Below are 18219 nucleotides of genomic sequence, written 5' to 3' on the forward strand. Positions count from 1 at the left end.
ATGAAGCCCATGCTCGAGTGATGGTTATTCCGCTTTAGACTAACTACTGTTAAAATAAGCACTAAAGTCATAATTCGAGTATGTACGGTTGATAAAGGAAGAGCTAAATAAATGAAGGATGCCGTCGCCAGCACCTCACAGCTAAGCGTATTACAGCAAAAGCTCTATTCAGCAAGGCAAGCCCTTGATGATATGAATGAAGACCAAAATAAAAAGCTTCAGCTCCTTCTGCAGTTTATTAGCCAGCTGAGCTTAGCGTGCAAAGGCCAGAACATTGAATTGGACAACAAACTCGCTAAACTTCGGCACAAATTAAGCCGCTTTAGTCAGATTGATAACGCCATAACCGACCTAAACGACGTTGAAGGCGTATTAAAGCAACAATATAACCACGTCATGTTGCAGCTTGAAGAGAGCCGTAGCTCCTTATCTAATATCGTCAGCCAAATTCAACGCATTGAGTCTCTGCCAACAAAACTCAAGAAAGAGATCTCCTATTTCAAAAAAGAGCTCGTAAAACCATTTCATACCTATTGGGATTACATTCCAAAAGTAGAAAAAATCATCCAGTTCTACGATGAGATCCTTAACGAGCAGCTCCGTCTTGGCGAACAATTTGAAGTGTTACCAAGACATCGTCAATCAGCCCACGAGCTGGCATTGATGCTATCGGAAATAGAGTTTAGAAAAGAGCAACGAGAACAAATTTCGTCGATAAAACTGTCATTAACTGAAGATTTTGAACTCGACACCTTATTAAACGCCTATCAAGTTGTACTTAGCCTATTACTCGATAATATCGCGAAAGAAAAAACGGCATCGCAAGAGTTTTTATACATACTCAACGGTGCATTAAGTAATGTTCGCGAGGTGGTAACAGACTCCTACACGCATTCGGTAAAAAGCTTTCAAGTTGCTAAAAAACTGAATGGTGAGATCAATAATCAAGTCGATAATATTGACGAGTCGGTTGCTGAAACTAATGATATCGATCACCTAAAAACACAAGTAACAGAGCAACTATTAGCATTACGAACCGCACTCAGCCGTAAAGAAGCACTAGAGAACAGAGAGCAGATTCAATTACGACAATCTGTTGAAGCGCTGCGCCGCGAGCTAAACGAGCTAAGTAAAGAAACCGAAACCTATAAAAAGCGCTTGTTTGAACAACAAAAGCTGAATCTGCTCGACTCACTCACTCAACTGCCCAACCGTGCAGCACTTGAAGAGCGCATGGACATTGAGTATCGTAATTACAAACGCACTCAACAACCACTATGGGTCGCCGTTGCCGATATCGATCATTTCAAAACAATCAACGATAGTTTTGGCCACAGCACGGGTGATAAAACACTGCAAGTGATTGCTATGGCGCTAAAAAGTTCTTTAAGAGATACTGAATTTGTTGCCCGTTACGGCGGTGAAGAGTTCGTATTTTTACTCCCAGACATTGGTGAGAATGACATTAAGCCTTTACTTGACCGAGTAAGAGAAAAAGTAAAAAGTATTCCTTTTAAGTTTAAAAATCAGAGAATTACAGTTACAGTATCTATAGGCGCTGCACAAATTATTGAAAATGAGCTCATCAGTGAAACCTTTGAACGAGCTGACGCCGCGCTGTATAAAGCTAAACATGAAAGCAGAGATAGAGTCATTATTGATTCATAAACTGTCCTCGGCGAGAGGTATTTTTACCGCCACTTTTCTTTAAAGGACAGTTAATCTATCACTGCTAAGGAGCTGCTATGATAGTGAAAATTAGTCCCCGAGGAAGCTTAGATCAGCTTTCACAACTCGAAGTTGACAGACTCAAACAGAACGCAAAAAGTGAGCTTTACCAGCTCTACCGCAGTTGCTCGCTTGCAGTATTAGCCTCTGGCTTGCAAAGCGATAATGCGGAAAGTCTTTTCAATCAGTTCAGTGATTTTAATATTAATGTCTTAAGGCGAGAGCGCGGCATTAAGATTGAATTGACCAATCCGCCACAAGAAGCCTTTGTCGATGGCGAAATCATCTCTGGTATACAAGAGCACCTATTTTCAGTGCTACGCGACATCGTCTATATCTATGATAAATACGACAACCTAAAACACATCAATTTAACCAACGCGAGTCACATCACTAACGTGGTTTTTGACATTTTACGTAATGCTCGCACAATGCCGATGCTCGACCCCAATATTGTTGTCTGCTGGGGAGGACATAGCATCAATCCGATTGAATACCAATATACCCGTGAAGTGGGCTATGAGCTTGGATTACGTAAGTTAGATATTTGTACCGGTTGTGGCCCTGGTGCAATGGAGGGCCCGATGAAAGGCGCTGCCATTGGCCATGCAAAGCAAAGAGTAAACCACGCTCGATATATAGGTCTTACAGAGCCGAGTATTATTGCTGCTGAACCCCCAAATCAAATCGTCAACGAGTTGGTGATTCTGCCTGACATTGAAAAACGACTCGAAGCATTTGTGAGGCTGGGGCACGGGATCATTATTTTTCCTGGCGGAGCGGGTACCGCAGAAGAGCTGCTCTATTTACTGGGTATTTTGCTCAATAAACATAATCAAGAGATCCCCTTCCCACTCGTGTTAACCGGGCCAAAAGAGAGTGAAGAATATTTCTTACGCATTGATGAATTTATTGCTGCAACGCTAGGACCGGAAGCACAAAGTAAGTATCAAATTGTGATTGATGATCCATCAAAGGTTGCTCGTATTCAAAAAGAAGCGATGGAGAAGATTAAGACCTTCCGTAAGGACAACGGCGACTCCTATCAATATCAGTGGTCTTTGAAAATCGAACCTGAATTTCAACTACCTTTTGAACCAACTCATGAAATGATGAGTAATTTAGATTTACACGACCAATCGAACAAAGCAGAACTGGCGGCAAACTTGAGAAAGGCTTTTTCAGGTATTGTTGCCGGTAATGTCAAAATGGAAACGATCAAGATAATTGACCAGCGCGGTCCCTTTGAAATTAAGGGGGATCCAAAACTCATGGCGTTAATGGATAATCTACTTAACGCTTTTGTTTCACAACAACGAATGAAGTTACCGGGAAGTGCTTATATTCCCTGTTATAAAATAATGAAATGAATAAATTTTTAATTTTAGATGGCATGAACTTAGTGCGGCGGATCCACGCCGCTCAACCCAACGAATCAGATATCAACGGCCTAAAAGAGCGCGTTAATGGCGCTTGTAAAAAGCTAATAAAGTATCACCAACCATCTCACGTAGCGATAGTATGGGACGGTAATGCATTATCATGGCGCAAATCACTATACGAAGGCTATAAAAAGGGCCGTAAGCCAATGCCTGAAGCATTGTCCAACGGTCTTGCCGATATTAAAGCGTTTCTTGCGGAACATAACATTGCCTCACTTAATGCCGAGTCGGAGGCCGATGATGTTATTGCCACCTTGGCGACTAAGCTCGTCAGCATTGGCGGCGAAGCCATTATAGTGTCAACCGATAAAGGATTTTGCCAATTAAATCATCCTAATATCAAGCAGTGGGATCACTTCAATCAAACATATATGACGGTTGAAGCCATGGAACAAAAGCTAGGTGTTGAACACAAGCAATTTATTGATTATTTGGCGCTCGCCGGTGACAGTGGCAATAAAATTCCTGGAGTGCCAGGTATTGGTCCTAAGTCCGCCGTTGAATTGCTAAAGATATTTCGCTCACTGGCTAATATATATAGCTCAATCGAACAGGTTGGCACTAAACAAGCTAAAAAGCTTGAAGATGGCAAAGAAATGGCCCGACTAAGCTATAAACTAGTGCAACTTCAATTAGATATGCCTTTAAATGCAAACCTAAAGCAATTTAGGCTACCGAAAACTAATTAACTAAAACTTACAACTGTTAACAAAAAGTTACCTTATTAGCATTTACGCCCATTACTTTGCATAGTATCGTATTACGTTATTGGAATTGCCTATCAAGGAACCCGAGTACAGATGAAATCCAAAGTCCCCGTAATCATTGGATCTATTTTTGTTGCCTACATTGCCTTTGTTGCGGTCATTATGGTGTCTTATGACCCAACTCCAGATGAAATGGATTGGGAAGATAGGCAGGCTTACAATAGAGCTAAAATGACAGAAATCACTATCGGACAAAGCATCGCTGAAGTTAAAAGCATCTTTGGTAAAGCTGACTTTAGTGAAGCTAAAATCTCTAATCAGCAGAATCTACAGATCTTATTTTACCGCACTCAACATAAAGAATCAGACGGTGAAACAACCAAAGAAGAGTGCACTCCTCTGCTGTTTAAACAAGGACAGCTTGTTGCTTGGGGTGAAGAGACTTACCAGCAATATCTGACCAGCCAAATAGATAGCTTATAAGCCCGTTTTAACAGAACACTACTGAAAGAATAACATCGGCAAGTTCCTCTCGGAACTTGCCGATGTTGTAATAAGTACTTAAAAGCGAGGTTTAAAGGTAAGGTTTAACAATATTAGCCATCATGTGAATATGGTCATCATTATCATTAAGTGCTGCTATATACCTAAACTGCTCCCCTCCCGCGTCCTTAAATATGTGTTTGTTCTCTCCCGCGATCTCTTCAAGCGTTTCAAGGCAATCAGCACTAAAAGCCGGACACACTACCGCGATATCTGTAACCCCTTTAGCGGGTAAAGACGCCATAGTGGCATCAGTATATGGCGTTAGCCATTTAGCCTTACCAAATCGCGATTGGAACGTCGTAATGTACTGCTCTTCAGTCAAGCCCAGCTTTTCGACTAACAACTTACTGGTAACCATACAAAAACAGTAGTAAGGATCGCCAAGATGAAGATTACGTTCAGGCATGCCATGGTAAGACAAAACGAGCTTTTGCGGTTGACCGTTAAGCTCAAAGTCCCGAGTTATAGAAGCCGCTAACGCATCAATAAAGTCAGGGTTGTCATGATAGGTATTAATAAAGTGCAACGCAGGCAAGTAGCGCCAAGTCGTCAGCTCTTTAGCTATAGCATCAAAAGCAGATGCAGTGGTTGGTGCGGCATACTGTGGGTATAGCGGCAAGACCACCAACTTATCTACGCCGTCTTTATGCATTTGTTGTAATGTTGTCGATACCGAAGGTTGTCCATAACGCATGCAGAACTGCACCGAGACATCTTCGCCTGCTTGCTCAAAATACTGAGACAATTTTTGAGTTTGACGTTTAGTGATATCCATCAATGGTGAACCATCTTTGGTCCAAACCTGTTGGTATAAAGCGGCTGACTTAGCCGGTCTTACACGCAAAATAATTCCATGCAGAATAATCATCCAAACCAATCTTGGGATCTCCACCACTCGAGGATCAGCTAAAAACTCTGCTAAGTAACGCCTTACAGCTGAAGCCGTTGGCTCATCGGGTGTTCCTAGGTTCATTAACAACACACCCGTTTTCCCACGCTTTTTATGACCTACATCCTTAGTTAATCCTGAAAACTTTGCCAAGAGAACTCCTTAAACCTTGATAGTGAAAATGTTAATCGACGATATTACTGGCTAATATTTAGCCCTTGGAGCAGCGGTCATACCCGATTGAGTAACTATTACGTTCAAGCCAACTTATAGATCAGTATTTTGCATAAAAAAGCTGCCAATACAAACTATTGCCAGCTTAATCTTAGACAAACGTTAATGAGGTAAAAACTCAAACCCTATCAGTTAATCTAGGTTGAGTGTTACGCCATCCATTGAGCTTGAGCTGGCAGTATCCGAACTTTGCAACTTAATCATTAAGCGTAAGTCATTCGGTGAATCAGCATGATGCAGTGCATCAGCGTAGCTAATCTCACCATCACTATAGAGCTTTAACAATGCCTGATCGAAAGTCTGCATGCCTTGTTCATTCGACTTGGACATGGTTTCCTTTAATAAGTGCAGCTCATTCTTAGCAATCAAACTGGCCACTCGCGGCGTGTTAATGAGCACTTCAATCGCGGCTCGGCGGCCAGTACCATCACTCTTAGGCACGAGTTGCTGGGCAACGATTCCACGTAAATTAAGCGACAAATCGAACAACAATTGATGATGTTTGCTCTCTGGAACCAAGTGCATAATACGGTCGAGAGCTTGGTTAGCATTGTTGGCGTGCAATGTTGCCATACACAAGTGACCCGTTTCAGCAAAGGACAATGCAAATTCCATTGTTTCTTGACTACGGATCTCGCCAATCAAAATCACATCTGGCGCTTGGCGTAATGAGCTCTTAAGCGCCGCGTCAAAGGATTCAGTATCGATGCCAACTTCACGCTGAGTGATGATACTTTTGCGGTGATCGTGAACAAATTCAACCGGATCTTCAATGGTTAAGATATGCCCGCGAGCATGGGCATTTCGATAACCAACAAGCGCGGCTAGAGACGTTGATTTACCAGTACCCGTTCCACCAACCATAATGACTAAGCCACGCTTACCCATGACCAAATCTTTTAGAATTGGCGGTAACATTAAGTCATCCATGTCAGGAATTTGTGTCTCAATACGACGCATGACACAACCCGGAGCTTCTCTTTGCCAAAAGGCGCTAACACGAAAGCGGCCTAGATCTTTAACGGCGAAAGCGAAGTTACACTCGCGAGATTGATGAAACTCCACTTTTTGCACATCGGTCATTAATGACTCAACAAAATCTAATGCCTGTGCCGGACTAAATTTGTTCTCGCTCAATGAACGTAATTCACCATCAATTTTTGCACTAGGTGGAAAGCCTGCCGTAATAAACAGATCTGACGCTTTACGCTCAGTCATTGCCTTTAAAAAGGGACGCACATCCATAAGTATTTATCCGTTTAAAAATTGGTTTGCTTGTTTGAACTCTTGAGCATGGCATCTTCACGGGTGATTTGACCGCGATTAACCAAATTCTGCAAACACTGATCCAGTGTTTGCATACCATGCGCCATGCCCGTTTGAATCGCTGAGTACATTTGTGCCACTTTATCTTCGCGGATCAAGTTACGAATGGCTGGCGTCCCCATCATAATCTCATGAGCTGCCACACGGCCACCACCGACTTTTTTAATCAAAGTCTGGGAAATAACGGCTTGCAGTGATTCCGATAACATCGTTCTCACCATGCCTTTTTCTCCCTCAGGGAACACATCAACCACACGGTCAATCGTTTTAGCGGCTGAGGTGGTATGCAAAGTACCAAATACAAGGTGACCGGTTTCAGCTGCTGTCATCGCCAGTCTGATCGTTTCAAGATCTCGCATCTCACCCACTAAAATAACATCCGGATCTTCACGTAATGCACTGCGCAACGCCGCATTAAAACTGTGAGTATGACGATGCACCTCACGTTGGTTAATCAAGCATTGCTTGTTTTGATGCACAAATTCTATTGGGTCTTCAATCGTCAATATGTGGTCATGGCGATTTTCATTTACGTAATCAACCATAGCCGCCAGCGTAGTACTCTTACCAGAGCCAGTTGGACCAGTCACCAGTACCAGTCCTCGAGGGAAACTCGCTATTTGTTTGAAGATTTCAGGGGCGCCAAGTTGCTCAAGACTTAAGATATCGCTGGGGATGGTACGAAATACCGCAGCCGAACCACGAGACTGATTAAACGCATTAACACGAAAGCGTGCAAGACCTGGCACTTCAAATGAGAAATCTATCTCAAGGTGTTCTTCATAATCTTTTCGTTGCTTATCATTCATTATATCGTACACAAGACTGTGAACACCTTGATGGTCTAGAGCAGGAAGATTGATCTTCCTAACTTCACCATCAACACGGATCATAGGAGAAACCCCCGCAGAAAGGTGTAGATCTGATGCATTGTGCTTTACACTAAAGGCAAGTAATTCTGTGATTTCCATAGTTTGGGATATCCATTCAACCAAAAATATACAACATGACAACAATAACAGACAGACTAGCGCTCGCCCAGCACAGGATTAATCAGGCGGCACAAAATTCATCACGAAATCCTACAGATGTGCAGCTGTTAGCCGTGAGTAAAACCAAGCCCAATAGCCAAATAATCGAGGCCTATGCTGCAGGCCAAAGACGTTTTGGTGAAAACTACGTGCAGGAAGGGGAAGCGAAGGTCACTAGCCTAAGCACGGATTACCCCGACATAGAGTGGCACTTCATCGGCCCCTTACAATCCAATAAAACAAAAGTGGTCGCGAGTTTATTTGATTGGATGCATACCGTTGAGCGTGAAAAAATTGCGATCCGGTTAAATGAACAGCGTCCGGCAAAGATGTCTGCGTTAAATGTCTGTATTCAGGTCAATATCAGTCAAGAAGCAAATAAGTCAGGCGTTAGCGGAGCTGACGTATTTTCCCTTGCTGAACAGATCAACGCCTTACCCAATTTGAACTTACGCGGATTGATGGCGATACCGTCTGCCAATGTCGACATTATCACCGCAACATCGGAACTCGCAGCATTACAAAAACTATATGCATTATTGTCAGAGCGATACCCGAGTGTAGATACTTTGTCAGTCGGCATGAGTAACGATTTGGAATTAGCGGTAGCCCACGGCTCAACCATCGTAAGAATTGGTAGTGCTATTTTTGGTGCTCGTGATTATCCAAAAACAGATTAAAAGTCGGACACAATAAATGAATATTATTTAATGCATTAAAACTTGGTTTTGACAGGCTTAACCCAAATATTAAGTGATGTAACCTTTAAAAGGTTGCTATAGAGAATGTGTCGTCCTAACGAAAATAAAAAGAGAACTCAATGTCACAAAAGAAAGTGTGCTTTATTGGTGCTGGTAATATGGCCCGCAGTATCATTAGTGGTTTAATTAACAGTGGTTATGCCCCTGAGAGCATTACAGCTTCAAATCCAAGTCAACCAAAGCTAGATGCGCTTAACAAGGATTTCGGCATTAAGGTGACTAACGATAATGTTGGCGCCGCTGCGACGGCCGATGTCATCGTATTGGGTGTAAAGCCTCACTTAATGCAACAGGTTGGCGAGCAATTAAGTGGCCTTGATCTTTCAACTAAATTAATTATTACTATTGCTGCAGGCGTGACAGCCAAGCGTTATAGTGACTTTTTCAAGCAAGAGATCAAATTAATACGTACTATGCCTAATACCCCTACTCAGATAGGTGTAGGCTTAACAGGTTTGTTTGCTGGTGATGATATCTCCGCCGACAACAAAAGCTTGTGCGAGACGCTCATGGCAACCGGTGGCGAGGTTATTTGGGTAGACAAAGAAGATGACTTAAATCAGGTGATAGCATTAGCAGGAAGCTCACCGGCATACTTCTTTCTATTTCTAGAATCTATGGTTGCAAGCGCAGTAAAGGGGGGGATGCCGGAAGCTAGCGCAAGAGAAATGGCGCAACAAGCGGCATTAGGTGCTGCATTGATGGCCAAACAAAATCCTGACTTAAGTTTGGCGCAATTACGAGAGAATGTAACTTCAAAAGGTGGCACTACGGCGCAAGCTGTGGCAACGTTTGAAGAGGGAAATTTAAGAGCGCTAGTCGATAATGCAATGACAAATTGTATTGCGCGGGCTCAAGAGATGGCAAAACAGTATTAATTCCTTTTATTTAACGTGAAAAGTAGAGTAAACAAATGAATGCATTTAGTTTTCTAGTAAGTACAGTATTCGATTTATACCTGATGGTGGTCATTTTACGGCTCTGGTTACAATTCGCTCGTGCCGATTTTTATAACCCCTTTAGCCAGTTTATTGTTAAAGCCACTCACCCCATTGTCGGTCCTCTAAGACGCGTGATCCCATCGTTCGGCAATTTTGATAGCGCGTCATTTGTCCTGGCGATCACGGTCGTTATCTTAAAATTTGTTCTGCTAACCTTGATGGCAGGTGCAGCGCTAGACGTACCTAATATTTTACTTATCTCTTTAGTGTCGGTGTTTAAAGAAGCAGGTGTGTTGCTATTTTGGATGCTTATTTTACGAGCAATATTAAGCTGGGTAAGCCAAGGACAAAATCCAATTGAGATGGTAATGAGTCAGCTTACTGAACCTCTATTGGCCCCTATACGCCGTATGTTGCCCCAAATGGGTGGATTAGACTTGTCATTACTGGTGGTGATGATAGTGCTTAATTTCCTCAATATCTTGCTCGCCCAATATGTACCATACTGGGCCAACGTATAGTGGTAGCAATAACGATGCAGCAGGGAAACCTGCTGCTTCAGCTTTATATCCAACCCAAAGCGAGTCGTGATCAAATTGTAGGACTTCATGGTGAAGAGCTCAAAATAGCGATTACCGCACCACCTGTTGACGGAAAAGCCAACGCGCACCTAACCAAGTTCCTCTCTAAAGCATTCAAAGTGCCTAAGGGTGATATAACGATACTCAAAGGCCTGATGGGCCGACACAAACAAGTTTTAATCCACTCTCCTAGGTTGATACCACCAGCAATACAAAACCTTTTGTAACCGTATACTTATAAGAAGTTTAAGGCGTTTATCGCACTTAAGTTCTATACTAGTAACAAAGCTATCACCTAAGGAAAGCCCATATGTTCCGCTCTCTAACAGCCATTTTATTGCTAAGTTTGTGCCTCATCAGTAGCGCATTTGCTGAGCAAAAACAAAAAGTCGGCAACTACGATATTCATTACGTAGCCCTAAGTAGCACCTTTTTAACACCCAGTATTGCCAAGTCTTACGGTATTAAACGCAGTAGCTATACTGGGATCTTAAATATTTCGGTGTTAGATACGAATGTAGACGGTAACCCTGCGGTGCCTGTTGAAATTACCGGCATAGCCAATAACTTACTTGATGCACGTGTTGAATTGAAATTTAGAGAGATACGTGAAGGCGACTCTATCTACTATATTGCAGAAGTCCCTTATCGAGATGATCAAGAGATCAACTTCAACATTGCTTTAAAACATGGCTCGAAGCTCAATACACAACTTAAATTTAAGCAAAAATTTTATGTAGAGTAACGCTATACCAGTTGCATTAAATATGAGGGCGAAAATGCCCTCATTATTTCAGCGCCCTTGCATATAACTACAGCACACCACTACATTTTCTATACTTAAACGACTTCAACCTACTCACTTCAACGTTTCCTTAGAGCAAGACAAGAAGCAACATATGTCTAAATACATTCTTGATAAATACCACCACAGACCGTGGATATATCGTGAATGCAGCAGTCATTAACGGCCTAGAACGCGGTCATGTATCGACATACTGAATCCTGCCGCTTGAAGTTTTTTTGGCTATGCTATATAGCCTTCGGCAGTTTTAGTCATATCAGCATCGATAGTTTAATTTCTGGATTCTAGCGATACCTTCCGCAACAGAGTCAATCAGTGGCAATGACAAAATGGTCTTAAGGGCTGTTGATCTTTCGAGCTTAGTTTTTTGTTCGACTCTTTCCCGTAAAGAATAATGATTTTAGTACAAGGCTTGAGCCATGATGTTTAGCTGGCTAAGCGAAAAGCTCGTAACGCACGCTTGTAGTAAAAAAATAGAAGTATTGAAACGAACTCTAAGGGCCGCGCTTCTTGGCTATTTTTACGGTGTTGTAGGCTATTTGTGGAGAATGACTAAACGACATAGCCTCCGCCTTGTCAAAATAGCCAATAAACGGCGGCAAAAACAACCGTGAAAGATCTACAGCCCCTAGTATCAGCACATATATAATGCAATTAATGGCTCGGTTCGCTATTATTGCGGCCATATTTTCAGACACCTTAAAGGTCTTCCATGAATCAAATCGTCCTTGCTAGTGGCAATAAAGGTAAGCTCAAAGAATTTTCAGAACTAATGGTTGATTACGGTGTAGAGATCCTCGCCCAAAGCGAGTTTAACGTCTCAGAAGTGGCAGAAACCGGCACCACTTTTGTTGAGAATGCGATCATTAAGGCACGCCATGCTGCAGAAATAACAGGCCATGCCGCTATCGCTGATGACTCTGGTTTAGAAGTTGATTTCCTACAAGGGGCACCTGGGATCTATTCAGCGCGTTATGCGGGTGAAGGTGCGAAAGATCAGCAAAATTACACCAAGTTACTTAACGCACTAGAGAACCAGTCACTGCGCGGCGCTCGCTTTCAATGTGTATTGGTCTACATGCGTCATGCAAAAGACCCGACACCCATTATTTGCCAAGCATCATGGGAAGGCACTATCGGCTTTGCTCCGCAGGGTGAAAATGGCCATGGGTACGACCCTATTTTTATCCCCGCTGAACACCAATGTAGCGCCGCCGAGCTTAGCAGTGATGAGAAAAACCAGTTAAGCCATCGCGGTAAAGCGCTCGTTTTGCTTATTGCTGCAATGAAACAACAAGGTATCTTTAACTAATGTTAATCCTGCCACCATTAAGCCTATACATTCATATTCCTTGGTGTGTACAAAAATGCCCCTACTGTGATTTCAACTCTCATGGTCAGAATGGCGAGTTGCCACAAACTGAATATGTAGACGCGCTTATTGCCGACTTAAAACAAGATCTTCAGTATGTTCAAGGCCGACAGTTAAACACTATTTTTATTGGTGGCGGCACGCCCTCTTTGTTTGACGCGGCGCAAATACAACGCCTTCTCGTTGAAGTTGATAAACTTATTAAGTTTAAAGACAATATAGAGATCACCATGGAGGCTAACCCTGGCACCTTAGAGCATGATGATTTTATTGCCTACCGCGAAGCGGGCATCACACGTTTGTCTATCGGGGTGCAGAGTTTTTCCAGCGACAAGCTGAATTTACTCGGGCGGATCCATGATAAGACAGAAGCTGAAGTTGCTGCACAAAAAGCAAAAGTATCGGGTTACCAAAGCTTTAATTTAGATCTAATGCATGGTTTACCGAACCAGAGCTTTGATGAGGCTTTAGCCGATATTGAAACCGCTGCTGCATTGGCACCGCCACATCTATCTTGGTATCAACTGACTATAGAGCCCAATACGCTGTTTCATTCCAAGCCACCTCAACTGCCTGACGATGAAAAACTATGGCAGATTTACGAGCAAGGGCAAAAAAGGCTTGCCGAGCTTGGTTACGTTCAATATGAAATATCTGCTTATGCTAAAGAAGGCTTCCAATGCCAACATAACCTTAACTACTGGCAGTTTGGCGACTACTTAGGTATAGGCTGTGGCGCACACGGTAAAATTACTCAGCCAAGTGAAAATCAAATTTTGCGTACCGTTAAGATTAAGCACCCTAAAGGTTACCTTGCTGCAGATAATTACACCTCTGATGTCACTATCGTGGCAGAGGAAGACAGACCGCTTGAGTACTTAATGAACCGTTTAAGGTTAATGACACCTATCCCTAAAGTTGAGTTTGAACAACGTACCGGGTTAGATCGAAAAGTATTAACGGATGGAATTGAGCAAGCTTGTGCTAAAGGATTAATGACTCAAAGCAGCGACCATTGGCAGCTAACGCCCAGAGGCCATATGTTTGTGAATGACTTATTGTCACAATTCCTATAAGCCTTTGAATAAATTAGCTATAACTAAACAAAATAGCTTGATAGACACATTTTCTAACACTTAGATCAAAACATTAACTCTAGGCTTCTTTAGGATAACAATCATAATTCTAAGGAAGTCTAAAAATGCCCATAAAAACAAAAATAAGTTTTATCGCCCTGTCCCTTTCAGTTTGCTTAAGTTCCGCAGTATATGCAGCACCATCACCAATCAATTATGCAAGTCCAAGTGAACCTGTCGCTCAAAAAGCCAATAGTGAATCTGAAAAAGCCAATGCGCTGTTTGAAAGTATTTTCATGGAAAACGTATTAGCCAGCCCTATATCACAAACCTATTTAGGCATAAAAACAGATTACGATAAATGGGATGAGATGAGCGACGCAGCAACTGATGCTGACTTAGCGCGTACTAAAAAGCATTTAACCCAACTAAAAATGCTCAAAGTAGCTAAGCTTGATAGGCAGACAAAGCTTAGCTACCAGCTACTAACACAAAAGCTTGAGCAAGAGATCAAAGACGATCAATGGCGTTACCATAGCTACCCAGTTAATCAGATGTATGGTGGCCATTCACAGATAGCTTCCTTCCTCATAAACCAACATCAGATCAGCGATATAAAAGACGCTAAAGCCTACATTAGCCGCTTAAATGGCGTGTCAAAGCGTCTTGCTCAACTGCAAACCGCATTAGAAATACGTGCAGACAAAGGTATTATCGCGCCTAAATTTGTATTCCCATATGTCATTTCCGATAGCAAAAACATCGTTAAAGGTGCACCTTTCGATGAAGGCGAAGACAGTGCTTTATGGGCTGACTTTAAGCGTAAAGTCAATACGCTGTCGATTAGTTCAGCTGAACAACAACAGCTTCTCTCAGCAGCAAAAGAGGCATTAGTCGATGAGGTTAAACCGGCATACGACAAACTTATCAGTTATCTGGTTAAGCTTGAAACCAAAGCAGATACTCGCGATGGCGCTTGGAAATTACCTCGGGGTGAAGAGTATTATAACAATGCTTTAGAGCGCACAACGACGACGCATATGAGTGCCAATGACATTCATGAGTTAGGGCTTTCTGAAGTAGCTCGAATTCAGAATGAAATGCGTGACATTATGAAGAAAGTTAACTTTGAAGGTAGCTTACAAGCATTCTTTACCTTCATGCGTGACGACCAACAATTCTATTATGCCGATACCGATCAAGGCCGTCAGGCCTACTTACAAGAAGCTATTTCACTCATTGATACCATGAGTAGCCGTCTTGATGAAGTGTTTAAGGTAAAACCTAAAGCACCAATGATTGTTAAGCAGGTCGAAGCATTTAGAGAAAAATCTGCCGGTAAAGCCTTCTATAACAACCCTTCACCAGACGGAAGTCGTCCGGGCACCTACTACGCTAACCTTTATGATATGAAGGCGATGCCAAAATACCAGATGGAAGCTCTTGCTTATCATGAGGGAACACCTGGTCATCATATGCAGATAGCTATCGCTCAAGAGCTTGAGGGTGTGCCTAAGTTCCGTAAATATGGCGGCTATACTGCTTACATTGAAGGATGGGGATTATACAGTGAGTACTTCCCTAAAGAGATGGGCATGTATGCAGATCCATATTCTGATTTTGGTCGACTAGCGATGGAGCTATGGCGTGCATGTCGCCTCGTGGTTGATACAGGTATTCATGCTAAGAAGTGGTCACGTGAAGAGTCAATAAACTACTACGTGTCGAACACACCCAACGCCGAGTCTGACGCCGTTAAAATGGTCGAAAGGCATATTGTGATGCCATCACAAGCAACCGCCTATAAAGTCGGTATGCTGAAGCTACTTGAACTAAGAACCAAAGCACAAACAGCGCTAGGTGATAAATTCGATATCAGAGATTTCCATACTGTAGTACTGCAAAATGGCCCAGTGCCTCTTGATGTACTAGAAAGTGAAATCGACCTTTGGATAGAGCAGAGTAGCTAAAACAAAGCGGTTACTGTGATATGCACAGTAACCTATTTCACTTAAAAGAACGCATTAAAAAAAGCCACTTATGATAGTGGCTTTTTTATGTCATCTAGAACGATAAGCATTATCTAACGGCTTTCAAACTTTCACTTATGCGAGTCAACAGATAAAATTGCTGGCTACAGATAGCATTGAACCACTTAACAGAAAAATACCCCGGTAAAAGCCGGGGTAAACCAAAACTAGGATGATGGTTTGAAGGCTAGCATTGTTTTAGTTCTTACACTTCAGCCAGCATTGAATCAAAACTGCGTTAAGCTGATCTGTATAGCACAATAAAGAGGGGTCATTCTCAACTCTGCTATAGGACTCAAATCATTTTGAACCAACTGGCTCCAATTGTATTAAATTAAGAACAAACTGCAACCTAAACAATAAAAACCAGCATTAGTAGCCACTAAATTGGCACTGACTAAACAACGGCCAGTGCAACTTAACCATCTGATTTGAAATACTTTATATTAACTTACAACTAACAGAAATAAACATTGTTCTAAATATAAAACAATGTTTTCTATATTTACTTACGTTTTGCATACAATTCTTTATATGGGTCATCCCAATAAGGTGGGCTACCGATATGATCTTTAATGAAATCGATGAATGCGCTGACCTTTGGTGCTAAATGTTTACGTCTTGGATATACGGCTTGTAAAGGCAGATGATTGGTCAGTTGCCACTCATCAAGTAATGGCACTAACGTGCCCTGAGCAATTTCATCTTCCAATAAATAACTGGCAAGATAAACCACACCTAAGCCACTCACTGCTGCTGTTTTTAGCGCAGGTGCATTATCGACTCTAAAGTTGCCCGATACGCCTATCTCACAATAATCATCGCCTTGCTTAAACTGCCAAACACTATGCTCATGCCACTCACCTTGATAAACAAGACAGTTGTGATCGACCAGCTGTTCAGGTCGGTTTGGCATACCATGTTGCTCAATATAAGAAGGAGAGGCTGCCAATAAGAACTGACATTTCATCAGTGGTCTTGCAACCATGCCAAGAGGTAACTGCTCAGACATCGTCAGTAATAGATCTAAGCCTTCACTGACTACATCGACCTTGTGGTCAAGGAGGCTGACTTGCAGTTCAAGCTCCGGGTGTCTTGCCATAAATTCTGGTAAAGCAGGAATGATATGCATAGTACCAAAAGACTGTGAGATACCCACCTTCAAGACACCACGAGTAGCATCATTTAGGTTATGTACGCTGGCAACAGCCTGATCTGCATCTCTTAGCAGCTCTTCACCTTGCACATAGAGCAAATGACCTGCTTCAGTCAAACTTAAACTACGAGTAGTACGCTGAATAAGTTGAACGCCAAGCTTATGCTCAAGATCTGCGACCTGAGTACTCACTTTTGACTTAGATATTCCTAACTTTCGTGCCGCAGCGCTAAAACTGCCCGCTCGAGCTACATGAGTAAAAATTGCGATTGGTTCTAAAAGTTCTAACATGTAAATCGCCTTAAGGTGTTTACGAGAGTAATAGTACTTCCATCGCTAAGATAAGCCACCAAGGCCAACAATACCTTATAGAGCAATACCTTAAGAGAATATATGTACGCTAGCGTAGAGTGATGATTATTCAACCAAAAAGTGGTTTTTGTTTTTATTCTTAGAAGTATACCAAAAAAAACTTAGAACTCATCATATATGTACTTTTGTACTAGCATGTAGTGAGCATTCATACTGGCATACAGAACAATAGGATAGCGTTAGATAAGAGGATACAGAGTCAGTTTCGCTTGCTGCTATCGATTTAAGGCACGGTCAGTTAAGACGTTAGCATAGGGGAAAAACGAAAACCCCTGCACAAAGGTGGGATGCAGGGGTTGTTGCAATTTAGCTCAGCAACACAAGAACTATTTTTACCAAGGAGTTTTGGATCTAAAAATAACGATTAATGTTTACTCACGCATTTCTTTGTTTGCCGTCGCTATCAAAGAGTACTTTGCTAATTCAGGTACTTGAGTGTGTAGCTCTTTCTCTAATACCACTAAAGACTTAAATCTCTTACAGAGCTTTTCACCACGAATTTCAAGATCTTGTGCTTGCCCTTCCATTTGCAGTTCTATGTCATCGCCGATTGATTCCATTTTGGTTGAAAATGACTCCATTTTCTGCTCAAACGAACCGCCTTCACCCGACATCATTTCGCTTCCTAGCGTCATCACCATAGTGCCGATAGAGTTTTGGGCTAGCTGCTCCATCTCTTGCTCAAACTCTTCTCCAAATGCATTTTCAAGCGAAGACTCGGTTGCACCAAGGTAAAATGTGTCACCATGCTGATAGGCCACATTTTCAATGCGCTGTTGCAAACCATCCATCATTTCATCAATTTTAGCGCCAGTTGCATCACCTAACAAAGGAGTCAATGCCATACTCACCGCTGTCGAAGCCATTGCTACGGCATCATTAACAAGCTCGATAACCTCGGGAACTTGAGCAGAAACCTCATCGGCGTATTGGTTTACCAATGCTTGCTGCTGTTTGTTAAGCGGTACTTGTTCACCATTGACAAAAAGCTTATTCATTTCAATTCTGTACTGTTCTTTACCGACTTCACTTACGGTCAATTTTTTCGGCTCAACGGTAACGTCGTAATTTAACGATACTTCACATTCATTTTTAAAGTGCTTATCTGAATCTTCATTTGCATTAACTATTTGCACACTAGAGGCTGACAGTAGTACAGCGGATACACCAACAGAGGTAAGTAGTCTTTTCATTGCTTTAGTCCTTTATCGCTTTGTTAATA

Annotated in this window: 17 protein-coding genes; 12 read left to right on the forward strand and 5 right to left on the reverse strand. The window is 42.2% G+C overall.

What is annotated here, in order from left to right; translation table 11 throughout:
* Positions 1-111: 111 nt before the first annotated feature.
* The 4 genes from CXF83_RS17445 (at position 112) to CXF83_RS17460 (ending at position 4360) form a co-directional block, all read left to right on the forward strand.
* Entirely contained in the window at positions 112-1668 is a 1557-nt protein-coding gene (locus tag CXF83_RS17445; protein WP_101090393.1) for a GGDEF domain-containing protein, read from the forward strand.
* Between the two features lie 77 nt (positions 1669-1745).
* A complete protein-coding gene (ppnN, locus tag CXF83_RS17450) occupies positions 1746-3098 on the forward strand; it encodes a nucleotide 5'-monophosphate nucleosidase PpnN (RefSeq protein ID WP_101090394.1) in 1353 nt (450 codons plus the stop codon).
* Positions 3095-3859 (forward strand): flap endonuclease Xni, encoded by a 765-nt coding sequence (gene xni / locus CXF83_RS17455; protein WP_101090395.1) that lies wholly within the window; start codon positions 3095-3097, stop codon positions 3857-3859. The genes ppnN and xni overlap by 4 nt, the downstream gene beginning before the upstream one ends.
* Before the next feature lie 111 nt (positions 3860-3970).
* Positions 3971-4360, forward strand: coding sequence for a DUF3192 domain-containing protein (locus CXF83_RS17460; protein ID WP_101090396.1), 390 nt, complete (start codon positions 3971-3973; stop codon positions 4358-4360).
* A gap of 91 nt (positions 4361-4451) precedes the next feature.
* Here CXF83_RS17460 and hemH read toward each other — a convergent pair whose 3' ends face one another.
* The 3 genes from hemH to CXF83_RS17475 all read right to left on the reverse strand — a co-directional run bounded on the left by hemH (position 4452) and on the right by CXF83_RS17475 (position 7843).
* On the reverse strand, positions 4452-5465 hold the full coding sequence (gene hemH / locus CXF83_RS17465) for a ferrochelatase (RefSeq protein WP_101090397.1): 1014 nt from the start codon (positions 5463-5465) through the stop codon (positions 4452-4454).
* 213 nt (positions 5466-5678) lie between these two features.
* Positions 5679-6791, reverse strand: coding sequence for a PilT/PilU family type 4a pilus ATPase (locus CXF83_RS17470; protein ID WP_101090398.1), 1113 nt, complete (start codon positions 6789-6791; stop codon positions 5679-5681).
* Positions 6792-6805: 14 nt separating this feature from the next.
* Positions 6806-7843: a type IV pilus twitching motility protein PilT gene (locus CXF83_RS17475; RefSeq protein ID WP_101090399.1), complete on the reverse strand. Its 1038-nt coding sequence runs from the start codon at positions 7841-7843 to the stop codon at positions 6806-6808.
* Between the two features lie 35 nt (positions 7844-7878).
* Here CXF83_RS17475 and CXF83_RS17480 point away from each other — a divergent pair, with 35 nt between their 5' ends.
* The 8 genes from CXF83_RS17480 (at position 7879) to CXF83_RS17520 (ending at position 15409) form a co-directional block, all read left to right on the forward strand.
* The gene (locus tag CXF83_RS17480; RefSeq protein ID WP_101090400.1) at positions 7879-8583 is read left to right on the forward strand and encodes a YggS family pyridoxal phosphate-dependent enzyme; all 705 of its coding nucleotides are present in this window, start codon (positions 7879-7881) and stop codon (positions 8581-8583) included.
* A gap of 140 nt (positions 8584-8723) precedes the next feature.
* Entirely contained in the window at positions 8724-9542 is an 819-nt protein-coding gene (gene proC, locus CXF83_RS17485; protein ID WP_101090401.1) for a pyrroline-5-carboxylate reductase, read from the forward strand.
* Positions 9543-9577: 35 nt separating this feature from the next.
* Positions 9578-10126 (forward strand): YggT family protein, encoded by a 549-nt coding sequence (locus tag CXF83_RS17490; protein ID WP_101090402.1) that lies wholly within the window; start codon positions 9578-9580, stop codon positions 10124-10126.
* On the forward strand, positions 10126-10413 hold the full coding sequence (yggU, locus tag CXF83_RS17495; RefSeq protein WP_101090403.1) for a DUF167 family protein YggU: 288 nt from the start codon (positions 10126-10128) through the stop codon (positions 10411-10413). The genes CXF83_RS17490 and yggU overlap by 1 nt, the downstream gene beginning before the upstream one ends.
* Before the next feature lie 83 nt (positions 10414-10496).
* Positions 10497-10931 carry a DUF4426 domain-containing protein gene (locus tag CXF83_RS17500; RefSeq protein WP_101090404.1) on the forward strand — a complete coding sequence of 145 codons (435 nt, stop codon included), beginning with the start codon at positions 10497-10499 and terminating at the stop codon, positions 10929-10931.
* Positions 10932-11703: 772 nt separating this feature from the next.
* Positions 11704-12303: an RdgB/HAM1 family non-canonical purine NTP pyrophosphatase gene (gene rdgB / locus CXF83_RS17510; RefSeq protein ID WP_101090406.1), complete on the forward strand. Its 600-nt coding sequence runs from the start codon at positions 11704-11706 to the stop codon at positions 12301-12303.
* The gene (hemW, locus tag CXF83_RS17515) at positions 12303-13439 is read left to right on the forward strand and encodes a radical SAM family heme chaperone HemW (protein WP_101090407.1); all 1137 of its coding nucleotides are present in this window, start codon (positions 12303-12305) and stop codon (positions 13437-13439) included. The genes rdgB and hemW overlap by 1 nt, the downstream gene beginning before the upstream one ends.
* Before the next feature lie 125 nt (positions 13440-13564).
* Positions 13565-15409 carry a DUF885 domain-containing protein gene (locus CXF83_RS17520; RefSeq protein WP_101090408.1) on the forward strand — a complete coding sequence of 615 codons (1845 nt, stop codon included), beginning with the start codon at positions 13565-13567 and terminating at the stop codon, positions 15407-15409.
* Positions 15410-15974: 565 nt separating this feature from the next.
* On the opposite strand, the gene CXF83_RS17525 is transcribed toward CXF83_RS17520, so the two are convergent.
* Both CXF83_RS17525 and CXF83_RS17530 read right to left on the reverse strand, forming a co-directional pair.
* Complete coding sequence (locus CXF83_RS17525) at positions 15975-16916, reverse strand: LysR family transcriptional regulator (RefSeq protein ID WP_101090409.1); 942 nt, start codon at positions 16914-16916, stop codon at positions 15975-15977.
* 452 nt (positions 16917-17368) lie between these two features.
* Positions 17369-18190: a YggN family protein gene (locus tag CXF83_RS17530; protein ID WP_101090410.1), complete on the reverse strand. Its 822-nt coding sequence runs from the start codon at positions 18188-18190 to the stop codon at positions 17369-17371.
* Between the last annotated feature and the right edge of the window lie 29 nt (positions 18191-18219).

Origin of the sequence: Shewanella sp. Choline-02u-19 (genome assembly GCF_002836205.1) — a bacterium.
Taxonomy (GTDB): domain Bacteria; phylum Pseudomonadota; class Gammaproteobacteria; order Enterobacterales; family Shewanellaceae; genus Shewanella.